Here is a 19,017-nt window from a genome sequence, read left to right as displayed (position 1 = left end):
TTCCTGAACGGCATCCGCTGGGCAACAGGTCAGGCGAGGCTCAGGAAGAGCTTCTCCAGCTCCTTGCGGTCCAGGTCCTGATCGGGGCTGCTCATGCACTGCTCCATCCCGCTGGCGATGATCGCGAAGCCGGCTCGGTCCAGGGCCTTGGAGACAGCGGAGAGCTGCGTGACAACGTCCTTGCACTCCCTACCCTCCTCGAGCATCCGGGTGACGGCGGCAAGCTGCCCCTGGGCACGCTTGAGCCGGTTGACGACCGGGGTCATGCTCGCGGCGTCGAGTTCCATGGTGCTCTCCTGGTGGCTTCGGAATGCGCGGTGCACAAGTCATGGAGCCTATACCCCCGGGGGTGTTCTGTGCGCGCGCCGCCAGGACTGGCGAGAGCGCTCGATCGAACGCGACAATGACTTGCAGGACACGGGGTCCAGTCACACAGAACATCCCCGTCATACCCCATGGGGTATATGATGCCATCGGGCGTCGGTGCCCCCTCGACGCCCCGACCAGGAGGAATCGTGCTTCTCGAACGCATCTACGACGAGGACCTGTCCCAGACCAGCTACCTGATCGCCTGTCAGGAGAGCGGCGAGGCGCTGGTGGTGGATCCGCGGCGCGACATCCAGGTGTATCTCGACCTGGCCGCGCAGCACGGGCTCACCATCACCGCGGTCACCGAGACCCATCTCCACGCGGACTTCCTCTCCGGCGTGCGCGAGATCGCCGCGGTCACCGGGGCGACCCCGTACGTGCCCGGCACCGGCGGTGAGGACTGGCAGTACGGCTTCGAGGCCGAGCGCCTGATGGACCACGACACGATCCAGCTGGGCCGGATCACGGTGACCGCCCGTCACACCCCGGGCCACACCCCCGAGCACCTCAGCTACCTCCTCGCCGACGGCGCCTTCGCGGACGAGCCCGGCTACCTGCTCTCCGGCGACTTCGTGTTCTCCGGGGACCTGGGCCGGCCGGACCTGCTCGACGAGGCCGTGGGCCTGCAGGACACCCGCTTCACCGGCGCCAAGCAGCTGTTCGCGTCCCTGAAGTCGGTGTTCCTGGCACTGCCCGACCACGTGCAGGTGTTCCCCGGCCACGGCTCCGGCTCCGCCTGCGGGAAGGCGATCGGCTCCCTGCCCTCCACCTCCGTGGGCTATGAGCGGCACTTCGCCTGGTGGGGCCCGTTCCTGCAGAACGACGACGAGCAGGGCTTCATCGACGAGCTGCTGAACGGCCAGCCCGACGCCCACGCCTACTTCGCGCGGATGAAGCGCCAGAACCAGGAGGGGCCTGCCCTGCTCGGCGAGCGCACCGCCCCGCGCGAGGTCTCCGCCGAGGAGCTGGCGCGCGGCCTCGAGGGTCGCACCCTCGCCCTGGTGGACACCCGCCCCGCGGCCGAGGTCCACGCCGGCACCGTGCCCGGCGCCCTGAACATCCCGATGCTGTCCAAGGCCGCCGGGCACATCGCCTGGGCCTTCGACCCGGACACCGACGACGCCCAGCTCGTGGTCCTCGCCCCGGACGCCGCCCGCGCCGCGGAGTACGCCGATCACTTCGTGCGCGTGGGCATCGACGCGCTCGTGGGCTTCGTCCCCTCGCTCGAGGGCCTGCCCACCACCGTGCCGTCCGTCATCACCGCCGCCGAGCTCGACGACCTCGGCGAGGCGGTGACGCTGCTGGATGTGCGCACCCGCACCGAGCACGCCGCGGGCACCATCCCCGGCGCCCGGCAGCTCTCCGCCGGGAAGGTGCTGTTCCACCAGGACCAGCTGCCCTCGCAGGAGGCCGGGCCCCTCGTGGCCTTCTGCCAGTCGGGACTGCGCAACACCGTGGCCGCCTCCGCCCTGCGTCGCGCCGGCCACGACGTCATCGAGCTCGAGGGCAGCTACGCCGCCTGGGCGCGGTGGAAGGCCGAGCAGGCGGAGAGCCCCGCGGTGGTCACGGCGTCCTGAGATCGCCGACCTGGCGGCAGACATATCAGCGCCGGTATCATCAGGGCATGGCAGCACCGGAGGTCGACGCGCCCCGGCTCCTGCGCGCCGCGCGCGAGGACGCCGGAATGACCCAGCGCGCCCTGGCTGACGCCGTCGGTGCCCGGCAGCCGCACATCGCCGGGATCGAATCCGGTCGCCGTCCCGTCTCCGCCGATCTGCTGGATCGTCTGCTCACCGCGACCGACTACCGCCCGTCGCTCGCGCTCGCCGAACAGCGGGATGCTCTGATCGACCTCGGTCTCCGTCACGGCGTGAGCGAGATCCGCGTGTTCGGTTCGGTCGCCCGGGGTGCCGACCACCATTCCTCGGACATCGATCTGCTCGTCCGCTTCGATCGAGCTGCCGACCCCCTGGCCTTCCCCCTCTTCGTCGCCGAGGCGACCGATCTCCTCGGCTTCCCGGTGGACGTGGTCGTCGACAGCGAGAACGTCCACCCGCATATCGCGAGCACAGCGGTGCGCCTGTGACCACCTCCGATCACCTCCCCGACAGCAGCGATCGTTGGACGCCGCGCCGTCGCACCGATGCCCCGAGCGATGGAGCGCCGGCGCCCTCAGCGGTCCTCCACGAAGAGCTCTCACGCATCGAACGCCGCCTCGAAGCGGTCATCGCACAGGGCAGACACGAGTTCTCCGAGGGGTCGGACTCCTACGATCGCGCGACGGTCGCGGTTCTCCGCCTCGCGTCGTTGTTCGAGGAGGACCGCTTCCGCGCAGTGCTCGGCGTCGTCACCACCGCGGAGCGCCGCGGGATCATCACCACCCGGAACATCGCCGCCCATAGCGGGTACAGCTCGATGGACATCGACATCTTCTGGCGGACGGTGACCGAGCGGCTGCCCGGGGTCATCGAGCGGATCCGCGCAGCGAACCTCTGAGGGCCCGCCGCTGCTTCCGGCGCAGCGGACCGGTCCTGCCTCCGAACCGCCTCAGCTGATCTCGAGGACCGTCCCGTCCTGATCGGCGATCAGCGTCCCGTCGCGGTACGCGTCATACAGGAGCACCGAGATCCGGGTCGGGCCGCCGTCTCTCGAGGATCGCTGCACGCCGGCCTGGCGGCGAGCTCCGCCCAGCTCCCCGCCGTCGGCCTGCATCGCCTCGCCGAGCTGCTCGTGCAGAGCAGGAATCGCGCCCCAGGCGATGTCCTCCACGGAGAACTCCGCGACAGCGTCGGGCTGGATCGACGACGGCCCGGTGCGGGTGAGCCGGCCGCCGCGCACCTGGAAGCTGTCGTAGGTGCTGGCTCCAGGTGAGGTCGGCGCCGTGAACAGCACATATCGCGGATAGACCACGACGTCGGTGACGGTCGGGTCGCCGCGCGCCACGATGAAGGCCTCGATCGCCGTCTCCGCCCGGCCGGGGCCGCGCACGTAGTCGCTCAGGTCGTGGCGGAACGGGAGCACACGGGCCTGCGCCGCGACCTCGTCGCGGATCGGCCAGGCCACCACGGCCGCGCCACCGAGACCGGCGGTGAGGAGGAGCGCACGGCGCGCGATCCGGCGCCCACCGCCCGTCGGCCGCGGAGCAACGGCGCCTCCCGCACCCGGCGAGGACGATGCTCGAGCCGCCGACCCCCGCACCCGGCGCAGCAGGGCGGCCAGGATCCCGACGGCCACGGCGATGCCGAGCACGCCCCAGATCCGGGAGGCGTCGCTGGTCGCGACGGCGAAGAGGACGGCCGACGCCCCGGCCCCGACGAGGATCGCGACGATCAGTCTGCTCACGCCTCCAGTGTCGGCGGCTCTCCCCCGATCCGGCGGGCCGACCCCGGATCGTCGTCGAGTTGCCCCGGAGCGTTCACCCGGAGGGCCGCAGCCCCGGAGGACGCTCCGGCAGAGGGCGATGAGGCCGTCGACGGCGAGGAAGCAGCTGCCGAGGCACCGGCGGAGGACGCCGACGTCCCGGCCGACCACAGGTCCGCGCTGACCCAGGCCGAGTCCTACTCCGACACCCTGCACATGTCGAAGCAGGGCATCTACGACCAGCTCATCTCCGAGCATGCCGACCAGTTCACGCCGGAGGAGGCCCAGTACGCGATCGACACCATGGAGGCGGACTGGAACGAGAACGCGCTGGAGTCGGCGAAGGTCTACCAGGACGAGCTGGCCATGTCCCCCGACGCCATCCATGACCAGCTGACCTCCGACTACGGAGACCAGTTCACCGCGGAGCAGGCCGACTACGCGATCGCGAACCTCGAGGGCTGAGTTCCTCGTCGGCGGCCGATCGGACCGCAGAAGGGCCCGCCGGGAACTGTCCCGGCGGGCCCTTCACGCATCACGACCCTCAGCAGTCCTGCACCAGCCGCAGCAGCACGCGGGCGCCGAAGCGGATCGCGTCCACCGGGACGCGCTCGTCGATGCCGTGGAACAGCGGGGCGAAGTCGAGATCGGCGGGGAGCTGGAGCGGTGCGAAGCCGTAGCCGTCGATGCCTATCTGGGCGAGCTGTTTGTTGTCCGTCCCGGCGCTGAGGCAGTACGGGATCAGCTCGGCACCCGGGTCCTCGGCGAGGATCGCGCGGTGCATGGAGCGCACGAAGTCGGTGTCGTGCGGGGCATCCAGGGAGATGCCGATCTTGTCCACGACCACCTCCACGTGGGGGCCGGAGAGCTCGTCGACCAGGGCGAGCAGATCATCCTGATGGCACGGCAGGAAGCGGCAGTCGAGCTCCGCCTCGGCGGTCTGGGGGATGACGTTGCCCTTGTACCCGGCGTGGAAGGTGGTGACGTTCGCGGAGTCGGCGAGGGTGCCGGCGACGAACTGCTTCGCCCCGCCCAGCAGGGGCAGGAACTCCTCGACCTGGTCCTCCTGCCACCGGGTGCCCGTGATCTCGGAGACCGAGTCCAGCAGGGTGCGCACGCTGGCCACGTACTCGCGGGGGAAGTCGTGGGCGTCGATCGCCGCGATCGCCTGGGAGAGACGCACGATGGCGTTCTCGTCATTGGGCACCGAGCCGTGTCCTGCCCGGCCGGTCGCCTTCAGCCGCAGCCAGGCGTAGCCCTTCTCCGCGGTCTGCAGCAGGTAGGCGCGGACGTCCTCTCCGCCGCCCTGGCGGGGCAGGGTGATGGAGTAGCCGCCCACCTCGCTGATGGCCTCGGTGCAGCCCTCGAAGACGTCCGGGCGGTGCTCGATCATCCAGCGGGATCCGTAGGTGCCTCCGGCCTCCTCGTCCGCGAACAGGACGATCACCAGGTCGCGGGGAGGCTTCTGGCCCGTGCGGGCGAGGTGGCGCACGATCGCGAGGATCATGCCGTCCATGTCCTTCATGTCCACCGCGCCGCGGCCGTAGAGCACGCCGTCGATGACCTCGGCGGCGAAGGGGTCCACCGTCCAGTCCTCGGCGTTCGCCGGCACCACGTCGAGATGGCCGTGGATCACCAGCCCGCCGCGCTCGCGGTCCTCCCCCGGCAGGCGCACCACCACGCTCGATCGACCCGGCGCGGACTCGAGGATCTCCGGCTCGAGCCCCACCTCCTCGAGCTGCGCGACGACGTATTCCGCGGCCTCGCGTTCGCCCGGACCCCAGGTCGCCGGGTCATGGCCGCCGTAGTTCGAGGAGTCGATGCGGATCAGGTCGCGGGTGATGCGCACGGCCTCGTCCTGCACGAGGGCGAGCTGTTCGGGGGTGGGGTCGGCGATGGTCACCGGGCAGGTCCTTCCAGGGGGTTCCGGGTCCCCGGCCGACGGGGCATGGAACCGTCCCGGCGACGAGGGCGCTCCTCACCGTAGATCATGGCCGGAGCTGGAGCTCCCAGTGTGACGGAGCATGTGGGACCTGCCGCCGCATCTCCGGGGGCCGCCCGCCTCACACCGTGCGAGAAGCCGCCATCAGGTCGCTCAGCGCCTCGGCCATCGCCTCGGCCGGGAACGGGCCAAGCGTCACCTCGTCCGCTCCGGACGTGCACGTCACCCACAGACCCTGGGCGTCCATCGTGACGGTGAGCGCATCGCCGTCGGGATCGGTCGCCTCGACGGCATGGACCGGCATCTCCTGCCCGGCCATCGCCATCAGCGCGAATCTCGCCGAGCTGCGGCTGCTCTCCTCGGACGCTCCGGGCAGCCCTGCGGCGCTGCTCCCGCTGCCCTCGTGTCGTGTACTCATCGTTGTCCCCTCCAGGTCTGCATGCGCGGCATGGCAGGGATGAGTGCGGCCGACGCATCGACAGACCATCCAGTCGTCGATGCCCTCTCCCCACTGTGCCGGACGTCCGGCCTCCGTGGTCGACCGCCGAGGGAAGACTGCACGCCTGTGCAGGGAACGGCTCGCAGCACCTACCCAGAGGGGTAGGCGATGCAGGTCACAGGCCGAACTGGTCGGCCTTCTGGAGGAGCCGATCACGGCTGGTGACGTCGAGCTTGCGCATGAGATTCGCCCGATGGAACTTCACGGTGTTGACCGAGACGAACAGCGCCCGCGCCATCTCCGGATTCGTGGCCCCTGCCCGCAGATGCCGCAGCACCTCCTGCTCCCGTTCGGAGAGGTCGACGCCCGGGTTCAGCGTGTTGCCGGCGAAGCGCAGAGCCCTCTCGAGGCCCAGCCGCGTCCCTCCCGGGACGTCCTCGGCGATCTCGCGCAGGCTCTGCACCTCCTCACCGCTCGCGCTCGAGAGCGTGTACAGGCCCAGCTCACGGCGCGGGGTGAGCGCGACCGCCTGGGAGAGCGCGGTCGCGAGGGCTTCCCGTCGACCGGCGCGCAGGGCGTACAGCGCCTCCATGAGATGCACGGTGAACTGGGTGCGCGGGTAGAACGGGCGCCCTCCGTCCGGGAATGCGGGGAGGTATCCGGGACTGGGGACGGCCCGCCCCACCTTGCGGCTCAGATGGTCGGTCACGCGCTGCATCTGGCTCAGGGACTGCTGGGCGAACGGGCCCGGGACGGAGAGCGTTCCCCGCTCGAAGGCGGCGATGAAGGCCTCGAGCTCACCGGGCGACTGCCGGTACACGGCGATGTGCGCCCGCATGAGCATGAGGATCGGCCACGCCTCGGGATCATGGACCCGGACCGCGGCGGCGTGCAGCTGTGCGTCCGCCGCGGCGAAGTCCCCGTCGTCGAGGTCGTTCCACATGAGCGTCATCGCCGTCACCACGAGATCCGCGTCGCGCCACAGGAGCTCGGGGCCGCTCAGCAGCTCCTCCGGGGAGAAGCCGTCCTCGAGACCCCGCGCCCGGTGGTCGTGGAGCATCAGCCGGCGCGCGAAGGCCAGGCGCTCGCCGCGAGGGTCGCGGCCCACGGGATCCGCCTCGATGAGCTGCGCGGCGAGCTGCGCGATCTCCGCCGCCGGAATCGTGTTCCCGCTGCGGAAGACGGTCTCGGCCAGGAGCAGCAGCTCGGACATCTCCCGGCCGCCCGCCGCCTCCGCGGCGTCGGCGTCCACGAGGTCGCCCAGCAGGCCCCGCGCCCGCCGGAACAGTTCGATCACCCGTTCCCGCTCCCTGGCATGGAGCGCGAACTCGATCGAGTAGATCAGACTGCCCATCCGCTTCCACGGCGCACCGGCATCCACGCAGTCGACGAGGACCTTCGCGGCGCCGGACACCGCGCGCAGCGAGGCCGGCGACGGCGGGCCCGACTGGCTGAGCCGCAGACGCGCGCTGAGCAGCGCGGGCCGGTCCACCAGCTGCAGGGGGCTGAGCCGCGCGAGAGATGACCACAGCGGATCCATCGCATTGGGCAGCAGGTCCCAGATCTGCTCTCGCAGCAGGGCCTCCGCCTCGTCCAGACGCCCGGTGTGCACCAGCGAGGAGATCAGGAGCTCGTCATCGCCCGCGACCCGGGCCGCGGCGACGAAGCGATCGACGAGATCGTCCTTGCGCTCGCGCGGCGGCGGCGCCGACTGCATGAGGACCAGGCGCAGGCTCTCATCCCAGCGGAAGACCCGCTCCTGGAGCAGGGGATGCCAGACCATCCGCCCCAGGGACAGCTCCAGCAGCCTGCTCAGGTAGCGAGGGGCGAGCTCCTGCTCGGTCAGGACCGCCGCCTCGGCGGTGGTCAGGCGCGGCACGCGCGCCGCCGTCCGCAAGAAGTCCACGAAGTCGGAGCCCTCCTCGTCCAGCGGCTCCCCCAGGAGGAACTCCATGAGGGCGCGGTCACGGGTGACCAGGCCGGCGGTGGTCTCCACCGGCAGGGACTCCAGACAGGTCACGATCAGGCCGGGATGTCCCGTGGTGGCCTCGTGGAGGACCTTCGAGGCCATCTCGGTGAGCGCCGCACCCCGCTCCTCGACCAGAGCACGGGTCTCCGAGAGCGTCAGCAGCGTCTCGCGATCCCTCAGCATGGAGTAGTACACCCCGCGCCGCTGCGCGCGCAGGGCCAGGGGCGAGACGTCGATCCCGGCGAGGATCAGACGGATCCCGGACCCGAGCAGGTGCATGAGCGCGTCGAACGCCCCGTCGTCGAGACGCTCGACGCCATGGACCGCCACCGCGACCGGCCGCCGGATCTGGCGCAGACCACGTGCCACGGCATCATCGAGCAGGGCGTCGTCCTCGGGCAGGTCCGTCAGGTCATGGCCCAGCTGATGCTGCAGCGAGGACCAGAGCAGCCGTGTCAGGCCTGCCGAGGTCGCAGGAAGACCCTCCGAGCGGTACAGGAGGCGGAGCTCGCTGCGACGGCTCCCGGCGCCGCTCTCCCACTGCCGCAGCACGGTCCATTTCCCGCTGCCATGGACCGCCTCGAAGAACAGCAGCGGTGCCGATGCATCCAGAGCGTCCACTGCCCGACGGTGCAGCATCCCGGTCCTTTCGTCCGCATCCGGCCGTGCGCGGCGCCGAGGTCCCTCCGACCGAATCCGGCGCTGCCACGAGATGCTCTCCCCTTGGGTTCACACTTCATCACATCCACCAGCCGAGAGGTGGCAGATATCCATGTTCCGCTCACCGCCGAGCTCGTCCCACTGCAGCACCCCGGTGCCCGGTCCACCATCGCAGCGCCGAGCACGTACCGTCGTCCCCAGGAGGAACCGCTCAGCGACGAAGGAGAACCTGCCGTGACCACGATCGACTTCGAGGGCAGTGCGCCCGAGGTGCCCGAGACCGCCTGGGTGGCGCCGAACGCCACCCTCATCGGTGCCGTGACCCTGGCCGAGGAGGCCAGCGTGTTCTACGGCGCCGTGCTGCGCGGGGACATGGACTCGATCTCCATCGGCCCGCGCAGCAACATCCAGGACGGCTGCGTGGTCCACACCGACGCCGGCTTCCCCACCGTGGTGGGCTCCGGTGTCTCGGTGGGCCACCGTGCAGTGCTGCACGGCTGCACCATCGAGGACGACTCCCTGATCGGCATGGGAGCGGTGGTGCTCAACGGCGCGGTGGTCGGGGCCGGCAGCCTGGTCGCCGCCGGCGCCGTCGTCACCGAGGGCATGCAGATCCCGCCCGGCTCGCTGGTGGCCGGGGTGCCGGCCAGGGTGCGCAAGGCGCTGGACGAGGAGGGTTCGACGGCACTGCGGGAGAACGCCCGGGTGTATCTCGGACTGGCCGCGAAGCACCGCGCGGCGAACGCCGCTGCCGCCGTCGAACCGCGCTGAGCCGCCGCACGGGGTCACCGACCGCACATCGTGTGACCGCGGTCAGGTGACCGTCAGGGACACCGTCCGGCTCGCTCCGAGCCGACCGTCGGCGGGATCGACGTAGACGAGCTCGATCGTGTGCGTCCCGCGCCCGAGCAGGGCGAGGTACCGCGCAGGCTCCGCCGAGTCCTGCGCCGGAAGGTCCCATCGCTGACCGTCGATGATCACGGCGTACCCCTGCTCCTCCACGACCCCGAAGGTCATCACCATCCAGGCCCCGGACCAGACGCCGTGCGAGGTGTTCGCCGGGATCGCGGAACCGGCCGCCGGGTCGAGGAGCTCGGGAGCGAGGTAGAGGTACTCCTCGGTCCAGGCGCTGCTCGGCGAGGACGCGCCGTCCGCCTCCTGCGTGGCGCGGTACCGGGTGGGGACATCCGGGGCGCCGGGCGTCGGCGAGATGCTCCAGGTGCCGTCCTCGCCGACAGCGCTCGACCCCACCTCGCGACCCTCCGCGTCCCGGATGCGTACGACGCCGCCGGGCGTCCCCTCCCCCGACAGCGTGAGCGGGACGGCATAGGCTCCCCCTGCAGGGAAGGCGATCGTGGGCGCCCCGAGGGCGGGTTCCGGTTCCGAGGGCTCCTCCGTCGGCACCGGCGCCGTCGGCTCGTCCGTCGGCACCGGCTCGTCCGTCGGCTCCGGCACGGTCGGCTCGTCCGTCGGCTCCGGCTCCTCCATCGTCTCAGCCGTCGGCTCCGGCTCGACCGGGTCCTCCGTCGGCTCCACCGGGTCCTCCGTCGGCTCCGGCTCCAGCGGCTCCTGCGGAGGCTCGACGATCTGCCCCGGCGACGGGTCGGGCATCGACGGCGGAAGCGGCCACAGCGCAGGTGGGGCGACCGGAGCCGGCGACGCCGCCGGTTCCGAGGCAGGCTGCCCCTCCTCCGGAGTCGGTGCAGGCACCGGAGCCGAGCCGTCTGCCAGGGCCTCCAGCTCACCCTCGGCCTCGAGCGGCTCGGTGCCGACGGCCGGCGTCGCCCCACCCGGCGCGACGGTCGAAGCGCCGTCCGCGGCACCTGACGACCGGTCGAGCTGCGACGGGTCCTCCGCCTCCGAGCCACCCGGGGCCGTGGCCTCGGGAAGAGGGCGCGACGAGGACGGCGCTTCCACCGGCGCGCGGACGGCGGACGCCTCAGGACTCCGGCCCGAGCCACCCGGCGTGCTCGGGAGCTGGGCCAGGAGCACGATGCCCGCGACCGCCACGGCGGATCCCGCCATCACCACCGGCCAGCTCGACAGCGAGGTCGCCATCTTCCACCAGAGCGCCTTCCCCGCGGCGCCGCCGCCGGCCACGACTCCCCCGGTGCCACCGCCCCCGGTGACGCCCTGAGCGGTGGCGAGCGCGAGACTCGCTCCTGCACCTGCCAGCGTGTCGGACAGCCTGCCCAGCAGCAGAGGTGAGCCGAGGACCGCCGGGAGCAGCAGGGCGCGCATTCCCGTGGAGAGCTGACGCAGCTCCTCCAGCGCGGCGGCGCAGCGAAGGCATCCCTCCAGATGCTCTTCGACCTGGGCCGCCCGCGCGGCGCCGAGCTGATCGCTCTCGTACGCGCCGAGCAGCGCGGCTGTCGCCCGGCATCCTCCCTCGGCGGAGGCGACGTCCACATGCGCCTGCAGCCACGCCGTGCGGAGCCCGTTCCGGGCCCTGCGCGAGAGCTGCGCCACCGCATTCGGGCTGAGCTGGAGCCGAGGGGCGACCTCACGGGGGCGCAGCCCCTCCACCTCGGTCAGCCAGAGGATCTGCTGCCAGGCCGGCGGCAGGCTGTTGAGGGCTCTCTGCATCATCGTCTTCTCGATCCGCTCGTTGACACCGTCGGAGATCAGCAGCCCGATCGGATCCGCTGCTTCGACGTCCTCGACGGCGATCTCCCGCGTCTTCCGGGAGCGGTCGATGGCCTCGTTGCGAACGGCCCGCATCAGGTATCCGGCGAAGCCGTCCTTCGGCCCGCCGCCGTCGAGGATCGACCTCAGGATCTTCAGGAAGGCCTCGTGCGCCACGTCCTGCGGGTCGTGCCCGCCACCGAGGCGCCGTGCCTGGGCGAGCGCGGCCCCGAGGTGTCGGTGGTAGAGCCCGGAGTAGGCGCCCGTGTCCCCCGAACGCACCGCCGAGAGCAGCTCCACGTCCGACAGGGAGTCGAGGCGCGCGCCGACCTCGCGGTCACGTCGATCGGTCATGCACCTCACCTGTCTCCTCGATGCGCTGCGGGCCCTCGGGGCTGCGCGAGGGGCGCGGCAGTCCCCGTCCCCCCACTCAGAACAACGTGCGACCGGTCGGACCATGACTCGACAGTGAGGCAGATCTCGTACTTTCCGGACTGTTGTCACCACATCATGCTCGCCGCGTCATAGAAGCGGAACCGGTGCGTGGAACTGTGTGGACGGCGCCACAGGGGCTGCGGTCCGAAGCTCAGTACGGAGAACCATGAACAGCATCGAGATGTCGGACGTCGACGGGGACGCCCTCACGATCATCAGGAACGGGAACCGCGCCTGGATCACGTGCACCAGCGGCCGGGACGAGGTCACCGTGGGCCCCTTCCCCGCCCACCTGCTCCGCAGGACGGTCCTGTCAGGGTCGGACGCTGACGGCGGGTCCGCCGTGATGATCGGACGCCCCGAGCAGCAGCCCGTCGCGGAGGTTCCCCTGGGCGCGCGCGAGCGGGCCTGGGCCGCCTTCGCCCGGCATGCGGAGTCCGTCCCCCTGCGCGAGGCGGTGGACCTCGCGCTGGAGGCTGCGGCGGAGGCCGTCGCAGCCGACCACTCCGGCACGACCGAACGCGGCGAGCTTGCCCGTGCGCTCGGCCAGATCTCCCTCGAGGATGCCGGGGCCGTGGCCGATCACCTGCTGTCCCTCGGCTACCGGAAGGCGTAGCCGTCAGGGATCGGGGCCGCCCCTCCGGCCCCTGCGTCCGCGGCTCGCGGCGGGCCACGGCGTATCCTGCCGCGATGGATCCCTCCCCTCCTCTCCTCGGTGCCCTCCCCAAGGTGGCGCTCCATGATCATCTCGACGGCGGCCTGCGCGCCGCGACCGTCATCGAGCTCAGCCGCGAGCAGGGACTCGATGTCCCCGGCCTCGGGCCCGATGCCGAGGGCGCCACCCACGCCGCGGCCGAGTCCTCGACCGCCCCCGCCGGAGCCGACGAGACGCGTGCGGTCGCCGACTGGTTCCGCTCCACCGCCGACTCCGGCTCCCTGCCCGCCTACCTCTCGACCTTCGAGCACACGGTCGCCCTGATGCAGTCGGCCCCCCACCTGCGCCGCATCGCCCGCGAGTTCGTGGAGGACATGGTGGCCGACGGCGTGGTCTACGCCGAGACCCGCTGGGCACCCCACCAGCACACCGACGGCGGGCTCACCCTCGACGAGGCCGTCCAGGCCGTCCAGGACGGGATGGACGAGGGCGTCGCCGCGGCGGCGGAGTCCGGCCGACGGATCGTGGTCGGCCAGCTGCTGTGCTACCTGCGCCACCTCGATCCCACCGACGACCTGGTGGAGATCGCACTGGCACGCCGGGACTCCGGCGTTCTCGGCCTGGATCTCGCCGGCCCTGAGGCCGGCTTCCCCGCCTCCTGGTTCCGCGCCCAGTTCGAGCGCGCTCGTGAGCTCGGACTGCGGGTCACGATCCACGCCGGGGAGGCCGACGGTCCCGCCTCGATCGCCGACGCCCTGGACTGCGGCGCCGAGCGGATCGGGCACGGCGTCCGCCTGGTGGAGGACATCGACCTCGCCCTCGCGGAGCCGGCGGAGGGCTCGAGGACGGCGGGCTCTTCAGTGGGGGGCACGGCGGAGGGCACTGCGGAGGGCACGACTGTCGGTGCAGCGGAGTCCGACGGCGCCGCGGGCCTCGGCCGGGTCGCCGCCCGCGTGCTCCGCGATCAGATCTGCCTCGAGGTGTGCCCCAGCTCGAACCTGCAGACCGGCGTGGCCGACGTCGTGGCCGCGCATCCCGTGGGCCCGCTGCACCGCCTCGGCTTCGCCCTCGCGATCAGCAGCGACAACCGTCTGATGAGCCGCACCGGCACCACCCGCGAGATGCTGCTGGCGGCGCAGGCCTTCGACTGGACCCTCGAGGACCTCGAGCGGATGGTGCTCACCGGGCTCGAGGCGGGCTTCGCCCCGGCCGCCCAGCGCGAGGCGCTGCGGGACGAGGTGGTGGTGCCCGCGTTCCACGCCATCCGTGTCGCGGATCAGGCCCAGGCCGAGCACCCGGCGCCCGCCTCCGACGCCGAGGAGACCCTGGAGGGCTGACCGGGCTGGGCTCGGGCTCGACGTGTCGCCCGGCGTTCAGCGCTCGACGCACGTCGCCCGGCGCACGTCGCCCGGCGCACGTCGCGCGGCGTCCTCCGTCCGGCGCCCGGCGCGGGTCGACGCTCAGACCCGGGCCGCGCCCACCCGTCGGCCCGGAGCTCCCGGCCTCGTGACCAGGGTGCTGGCCGTCTCCGGCGCACCCTCGGTGCGCCGGTAGCACTCGCGCCACTGCTCCGCGAAACCGTCGGCGTCGGCCGTGGGGACCAGCGCCCAGACGCTGCCGCCGAAGCCCGCCCCGAACGCGGAGGCCGCGCGGGCGCCGAGCTGGACGGCGGAGTCCGCCAGCGTGATGGTCTGCGGGACCTGGTTGCGCAGGTGCGTCTCCGCGAGGCGCTGCGAGGTGGCCGTCGCCGCGGCGAAGGCGTCGAGGTCACCGTCGCGGAGCGCCGTGTGGGCGCGCGGCACGAGCACGGCGGATTCGAGCAGGAACTGATCCAGCCGGTCCCGCTCCGCCCCGTCGGCGGCGAGCCGTCGCAGCGGCGCGAGGCGCTCGTCGTGGGCCAGGGGCGAGTCGGTCGGCGCTCCGCCGGGGCCGGGCGCGTGCGTGAGGTCGACACCCTCCAGCAGCGGGGCCTCCAGGTCCTCCCCCACCAAGGAGCGCAGCGCTGCCTGCACGGTGGCGTCGGCTCGCCCGGTCTCCCGGTTCCAGCGCGCCACGAGGTCCCCCAGCAGCTCCGGCCCCCGGTTGTAGAGCACCTGGGCGGCGCCGGTCTTCTCGGCGAGCACCCCGCTGACGGCGACCACGAAAGACCATTCCGGCGGTAGCGCGACCCGGTCGAGCAGACGCATCGGATCGAACTCCGCGTAGGAGATCTGCCCCTCCTCGCTGGTGAGCATGCCGGTGTGGTCCAGGGAGCCGCCGCTGGTGCCCACGCCGGGCCGTCCGGCGAGGCTCCCGAAGCTCTTCCCGTTCTCGATCGAGGCCGCATAGCCGGCCAGCGCCACCCGGTCCGCCAGCTGCTCGGTCCAGGCCGCGGTGGAGGGCAGGTCGTTCAGGTCCGCGAGCGCCATCGCGACGCCGGTGATCATGGCCGAGGAGCTGGACATGCCGGAGGCCGGCGGGAGGTCCGAGGTGACGGTGAGCCGGGCCGGGCGCAGCGGGCCGAAGTTGTCGGTGAGCCGGGCGAGGACGGTGTGGACGTAGCGACCCCAGTGCCCTGCCGGGAGGTCGGGGGCCGTGCCGGCCTCGAGGTGGAGGGCGCCGGGGAAGGCGTCGCTGCCCGCCTCGAGGGTGCCGGGCGCGCCGGCGATCTCCTCCGTGCGGACGGTGATCCCGCGGTCCACCGCGCACACCAGCACCCGGCCGCCGCCGTAGTCGGTGTGCTTGCCCAGCACCTCGATCCGCCCGGGCATCGCCCAGGTGACCTCGGTCGCCGTCACAGGGCGACCTCGACGCCCGCGAGGCGGCGCTCGACCTCGTCGATGTCCTCGCGGCGCGAGAGGTCCAGGACCCCGCCCGCGAAGGGGATCACGCGCATCTCGCCCAGCTCGCGCACGGCGTCCACGATCTCGAGCTCACCGCGGGGCGAGGGCTGGATCCGGGCGCAGGCCTCGAAGATCTCCGGGGTGAAGGCGAAGCAGTTCATGCTCACCAGGGCGTCCGGACCGGCGGCCTCGAGGGTCTCGGCGTCGGGCTTCTCCACGATCCGCTCGAGCCGCCCGTCCTCCTGCTCGATGAGCGCGAAGGCGGCGATGCGGTCGGCGGGGATATTGCTCTCGCGCAGCAGCGCGGAGCGCTCGAAGCCGAGCAGGGCGCTGCCGGGCTCCTGTAGCAGGCGCCGCACCCCGTCGCCGGGGTAGAGGTTGTCGCCGTTGACCATGACGAAGGGCACCTCCCCCACGGCCTCGCGCGCGCTGGCGACGGCGTCGGCCGTGCCGCGGGGCTCCTCCTGCACGGCGAGCAGCACCTCGAGGCGGGAGGGGGCGAGATCGGCGAGGTGCCGGGTGAACTCCTCGTGCTCGGGGGCGACGACCAGCACCGCGCGGCGGATCCCGGCGTCGGCCAGGGCGCTGAGCGAGAAGTCGATCAGGCGGTGGCCGCCGATCGGCATCAGCGCCTTGTGGCCCGAGGACGCCGCGGCGGCCTGCTCGGCGGTCAGCGCGGCCCCGCCCTCGGCGCGCATGCGGGTCCCGAGCCCGCGGGCCAGCACCACGGCCGTGGTGATGGTGGGCGCGGCCGACGGCGCGCTCGAGTCGGAGGGCGGGGTGGAGGGCGGAGTGCTCATCATGCTCCCAGACGGTAGTGGGTGGCGACGGTGTGCGAGAGCAGCTGCGCCTCGTCGGCGGTCTCCGCCTCGGAGAAGACGCGGATCACCGGCTCGGTGCCGGAGAAGCGGATGGTCAGCCAGGAGTCGTCGGCGAAGCAGATCTTGCAGCCGTCCTCCCAGGAGATCCTGGTGATCTCGCGGTCGAATCCGGGCAGCTCGTGCTCCTCGAAGATGCGCCGCTGCAGCTCCCCGCGGCGCTCGGGGGTGTACTCGTAGGCCGCCTCCTCCATCACCAGCGAGCCGTGGCGCTCCACGAGCTCGGCGTAGAGCTGAGAGAGCTTCTTGCCGGAGCGGGCCACCATCTCCACCAGGAGCCCGGCGGCCTGGATGCCGTCCTTGCCGGGGATGTGGCCGCGCACGGTGAGGCCGCCGGAGGACTCCCCGCCGATCACGGCGTCGGTCTCGGCCATCTTCGCGCTGATCCACTTGAAGCCGACCGGCACCTCATGGCAGGTCTCTCCGTGCGCCGCGGCGACCCGGTCCAGCAGGTGGGTGGTGGACATGTTGCGCACCACCGGGCCGCGCCAGCCCTTCCCGGTGAGCAGGTACTCGTACAGCAGCACCAGCACCTGGTTGGGGCTGAGATAGTTCCCCAGGTCATCGATGATGCCGAGCCGGTCCGCGTCGCCGTCGGTGGCGATGCCGAGATCGGCGCCGTGCTCGAGCACGGCCTGGCGCAGCGGCGTCATGCTGCCCTCGGCGGGCGATGGCATGCGCCCGCCGAACAGCGGGTCGTGCCGGGCGTTGATCACCTCGACCTGGCAGCGGGCGCTGACCAGGATGGTCTGCAGGCTGGTCTGGGCCACGCCGAACATGGGGTCCAGCACGATGTTCAGGTGCGCATGGCGGATGGCCTCGAGGTCGAGCTGCTCGATGATCGCATCGAGGTACCAGTTGATCGAGCTCTGCTCGGTGACCAGCTCGCTGTCGCGCACCTCGTGCGGGGCCAGGGAGCGGACGTCCTCGGCGGAGAGCGTCGCGACGTGCGCGGTGAGCTCGTTGGTGACGCCGAGGTCCGCGTCGCGCCCGCCCTCGGTGAAGATCTTCAGCCCGTTGTACAGGGCCGGGTTGTGGGAGGCGGTGACGGCGATGCCGTAGGCGGCTTCGGTCTGCTGTACCGTCCACATGCACATCGGCGTGGGCACGGGGCGGGTGATCACCCGCACCGGGATGCCGTTGCCGGCGAGCACCTCGATCGCCCACCACGCCGAGACGTCGGAGAGGAACCGGCGGTCGTAGCTGATCACCAGGCCGCGCTCCACCACCCCCTCGGCGTGCATGCGGTCGGCGAGGGCCTGGGCGAGCAGGCGCACGTTCTCCCTGGTGAACTCGTCCCCGATGATGGCTCTCCAGCCACCCGTGCCGAACCGGATCATGCTCGCTCCTTCGCCGAGGGCGACGGATCCGTCGGAGGGCCTGCCGCATCGGGCAGGGTTCTCGCGCGGTCCGTCGACTAAAACGTTCAGGTTCAGAACAAACTAGGGCCGACGGCGGCGAGGTGTCAAGAGGAGAAGGGGCCGACGGGCGGCGCGAGGCGCCGCAAGCGCCCGACCGAGCGAGATGCCGACGGGTCCGGAGCGGCGACAAAGAAGGTCGGTCGCGCTCAGGCGGGGAGCACGGGGGCGAGCAGCGGGTCCTCGAGCACCCGCTCGAGCGCCACGGCCGCACCGCCCGCGGCCGCCGCGTCGAGACCGAGCACGGAGCCGCTCACCTCGACCCGCCCGTCGGCCGCGAGCAGCCTGGCATCCAGCGCGGACTGCACCGGCCCCACCAGCAGATCCGCGAAGTGACCGAAGTAGCCGCCCAGCACGATGGCCTGGGGGTTCAGCACGTCAACCAGCACGCCGACGCCGCGCACCAGATCGTCCACGAGGCTCGTGAACCGCTGCTGCAGCCGGGGGTCCTCCGCGTCCAGCAGCGTGCGGATCCGCGCGAGGCGCTCGGCCATGGGCAGGCGCCCGGACCGGGCGGGATCGTCCTCGTCCAGCACGGCGAGCACGGTGCCGAAGCCGACCATCGTCTCCCAGCAGCCACGGCGCCCGCACCGGCACCGCTCCCCTGCTGGATCCAGGCCGATGTGCCCCACCTCGCCGGAGAAGCCGGACCAGCCGCGGACCAGCCGGCCGCCGGCGATGATGCCCGCGCCCACCCCGATGTCGCCGGTGAGATAGACGAGATCGGTGATGCCCCGCCGGGCGAGCCGCGGCGCCTCCGCCAGGGCCGAGAGCTTCGCGTCGTTCTCCAGGGCGAGCTCCGGATGGTCGGGGCCGAGGCGGGCGGCGAGCTCCTCGCCGAGGGGCACATCCGCCCAGCCGAGGTTCGAGGCCAGGCGCACGCTGGAGCCCTCGTAATCGATCGGCCCCGGTGGCGCGACGGTGATTCCGGAGACCCAGAGCCCCTCGCGCTCCGCGGCCGCGAGGCTCACCCGCAGCTGCTCCGCGACGCCGTCCAGCAGCAGGGCGGGCGGATACGCACGCCCCTCGGGCGCGCCGTCGTCGAGCTCGTAGGGCGTCGGGACCTGGGTGGAGAACCGCACCTCGCCGGAGAGATCCAGCAGGCAGACGGCGAGGTAGTCGACGTTCAGCTCCACCCCGATGCCGGCCACGTGGTGCGGGGCGATGCGCACCTCGGTGCCGGGGCGACCCACGGTGCCGCGCCGTTCGAGCTCGCCCTCCTGCACCAGCCCTCGTTCGGCCAGGTCGCCGACGAGGGAGGTGACCGCCGCCTTGGACAGCCCGGTCTCCTGGGCCAGGGTCGCGCGGGAGCGCCCGCCGCGGGTGTGCAGGTGGCGCAGCAGCAGGCTGAGGTTCGCCGAGCGCATCACGGCGTGCCCCACCGGCACCGCTCGGCGACTCCCTCGCCCCGCCCCGCGCGAGGGACTGCCCGACTGCGTCATGGG

Annotated in this window: 17 protein-coding genes; 7 read left to right on the top strand and 10 right to left on the bottom strand. The window is 72.2% G+C overall.

The window, feature by feature from the left end; genetic code table 11:
* Window positions 1-29: 29 nt before the first annotated feature.
* Entirely contained in the window at window positions 30-287 is a 258-nt protein-coding gene (locus tag CFK41_RS02335; protein WP_096798223.1) for a metal-sensitive transcriptional regulator, read from the bottom strand.
* Window positions 288-515: 228 nt separating this feature from the next.
* Between CFK41_RS02335 and CFK41_RS02330 the strand changes: the two genes are divergently transcribed.
* From CFK41_RS02330 to CFK41_RS02320, 3 genes are read left to right on the top strand one after another with little or no spacing between them, the layout of a single operon-like run.
* Window positions 516-1,946: an MBL fold metallo-hydrolase gene (locus CFK41_RS02330; RefSeq protein WP_096798222.1), complete on the top strand. Its 1,431-nt coding sequence runs from the start codon at window positions 516-518 to the stop codon at window positions 1,944-1,946.
* A gap of 47 nt (window positions 1,947-1,993) precedes the next feature.
* Window positions 1,994-2,455: an XRE family transcriptional regulator gene (locus CFK41_RS02325; RefSeq protein ID WP_096798221.1), complete on the top strand. Its 462-nt coding sequence runs from the start codon at window positions 1,994-1,996 to the stop codon at window positions 2,453-2,455.
* Entirely contained in the window at window positions 2,452-2,865 is a 414-nt protein-coding gene (locus tag CFK41_RS02320; RefSeq protein WP_096798220.1) for a ribonuclease HepT family protein, read from the top strand. The genes CFK41_RS02325 and CFK41_RS02320 overlap by 4 nt, the downstream gene beginning before the upstream one ends.
* A 51-nt stretch (window positions 2,866-2,916) precedes the next feature.
* Here CFK41_RS02320 and CFK41_RS17895 read toward each other — a convergent pair whose 3' ends face one another.
* Window positions 2,917-3,711 carry a hypothetical protein gene (locus CFK41_RS17895; RefSeq protein ID WP_169928752.1) on the bottom strand — a complete coding sequence of 265 codons (795 nt, stop codon included), beginning with the start codon at window positions 3,709-3,711 and terminating at the stop codon, window positions 2,917-2,919.
* A gap of 27 nt (window positions 3,712-3,738) precedes the next feature.
* Between CFK41_RS17895 and CFK41_RS02310 the strand changes: the two genes are divergently transcribed.
* On the top strand, window positions 3,739-4,194 hold the full coding sequence (locus CFK41_RS02310) for an Ltp family lipoprotein (protein ID WP_096800896.1): 456 nt from the start codon (window positions 3,739-3,741) through the stop codon (window positions 4,192-4,194).
* A 79-nt stretch (window positions 4,195-4,273) separates the two neighbouring features.
* Here CFK41_RS02310 and CFK41_RS02305 read toward each other — a convergent pair whose 3' ends face one another.
* The 3 genes from CFK41_RS02305 to CFK41_RS18110 form a co-directional block, all read right to left on the bottom strand.
* Window positions 4,274-5,632, bottom strand: coding sequence for a M20/M25/M40 family metallo-hydrolase (locus tag CFK41_RS02305; RefSeq protein ID WP_096798218.1), 1,359 nt, complete (start codon window positions 5,630-5,632; stop codon window positions 4,274-4,276).
* A 160-nt stretch (window positions 5,633-5,792) separates the two neighbouring features.
* Window positions 5,793-6,089: a hypothetical protein gene (locus CFK41_RS02300; protein WP_151904640.1), complete on the bottom strand. Its 297-nt coding sequence runs from the start codon at window positions 6,087-6,089 to the stop codon at window positions 5,793-5,795.
* 196 nt (window positions 6,090-6,285) lie between these two features.
* On the bottom strand, window positions 6,286-8,700 hold the full coding sequence (locus CFK41_RS18110; RefSeq protein ID WP_169928771.1) for a helix-turn-helix transcriptional regulator: 2,415 nt from the start codon (window positions 8,698-8,700) through the stop codon (window positions 6,286-6,288).
* Window positions 8,701-8,973: 273 nt separating this feature from the next.
* Here CFK41_RS18110 and CFK41_RS02290 point away from each other — a divergent pair, with 273 nt between their 5' ends.
* Window positions 8,974-9,510: a gamma carbonic anhydrase family protein gene (locus tag CFK41_RS02290; protein WP_096798215.1), complete on the top strand. Its 537-nt coding sequence runs from the start codon at window positions 8,974-8,976 to the stop codon at window positions 9,508-9,510.
* A 42-nt stretch (window positions 9,511-9,552) separates the two neighbouring features.
* Here CFK41_RS02290 and CFK41_RS02285 read toward each other — a convergent pair whose 3' ends face one another.
* On the bottom strand, window positions 9,553-11,718 hold the full coding sequence (locus CFK41_RS02285; protein ID WP_169928770.1) for a sigma-70 family RNA polymerase sigma factor: 2,166 nt from the start codon (window positions 11,716-11,718) through the stop codon (window positions 9,553-9,555).
* 247 nt (window positions 11,719-11,965) lie between these two features.
* On the opposite strand from CFK41_RS02285, the gene CFK41_RS02280 reads away from it, so the two are divergent.
* Complete coding sequence (locus tag CFK41_RS02280; RefSeq protein ID WP_096798213.1) at window positions 11,966-12,415, top strand: hypothetical protein; 450 nt, start codon at window positions 11,966-11,968, stop codon at window positions 12,413-12,415.
* Between the two features lie 74 nt (window positions 12,416-12,489).
* Entirely contained in the window at window positions 12,490-13,791 is a 1,302-nt protein-coding gene (locus CFK41_RS02275) for an adenosine deaminase family protein (protein WP_096798212.1), read from the top strand.
* A 123-nt stretch (window positions 13,792-13,914) separates the two neighbouring features.
* Here the strand turns inward: CFK41_RS02275 and CFK41_RS02270 are convergent, their stop codons facing one another.
* From CFK41_RS02270 to CFK41_RS02255, 4 genes are all read right to left on the bottom strand, one after another.
* Window positions 13,915-15,231 carry a GHMP family kinase ATP-binding protein gene (locus tag CFK41_RS02270; RefSeq protein WP_096798211.1) on the bottom strand — a complete coding sequence of 439 codons (1,317 nt, stop codon included), beginning with the start codon at window positions 15,229-15,231 and terminating at the stop codon, window positions 13,915-13,917.
* Entirely contained in the window at window positions 15,228-16,079 is an 852-nt protein-coding gene (locus CFK41_RS02265) for a nucleotidyltransferase family protein (RefSeq protein ID WP_227873174.1), read from the bottom strand. Before CFK41_RS02265 ends, CFK41_RS02270 begins: the two co-directional genes overlap by 4 nt.
* On the bottom strand, window positions 16,076-17,494 hold the full coding sequence (locus CFK41_RS02260; protein ID WP_096798209.1) for a phosphoglucomutase/phosphomannomutase family protein: 1,419 nt from the start codon (window positions 17,492-17,494) through the stop codon (window positions 16,076-16,078). The genes CFK41_RS02265 and CFK41_RS02260 overlap by 4 nt, the downstream gene beginning before the upstream one ends.
* 227 nt (window positions 17,495-17,721) lie before the next feature.
* Window positions 17,722-19,014 (bottom strand): ROK family transcriptional regulator, encoded by a 1,293-nt coding sequence (locus tag CFK41_RS02255; RefSeq protein WP_096798208.1) that lies wholly within the window; start codon window positions 19,012-19,014, stop codon window positions 17,722-17,724.
* Window positions 19,015-19,017: the final 3 nt, after the last annotated feature.

The organism is Brachybacterium ginsengisoli (assembly GCF_002407065.1).
Classification (GTDB): domain Bacteria; phylum Actinomycetota; class Actinomycetes; order Actinomycetales; family Dermabacteraceae; genus Brachybacterium; species Brachybacterium ginsengisoli.
Note: the sequence above shows the minus strand (reverse complement) of the source record. Positions and strands in the feature narration are given on the sequence as shown.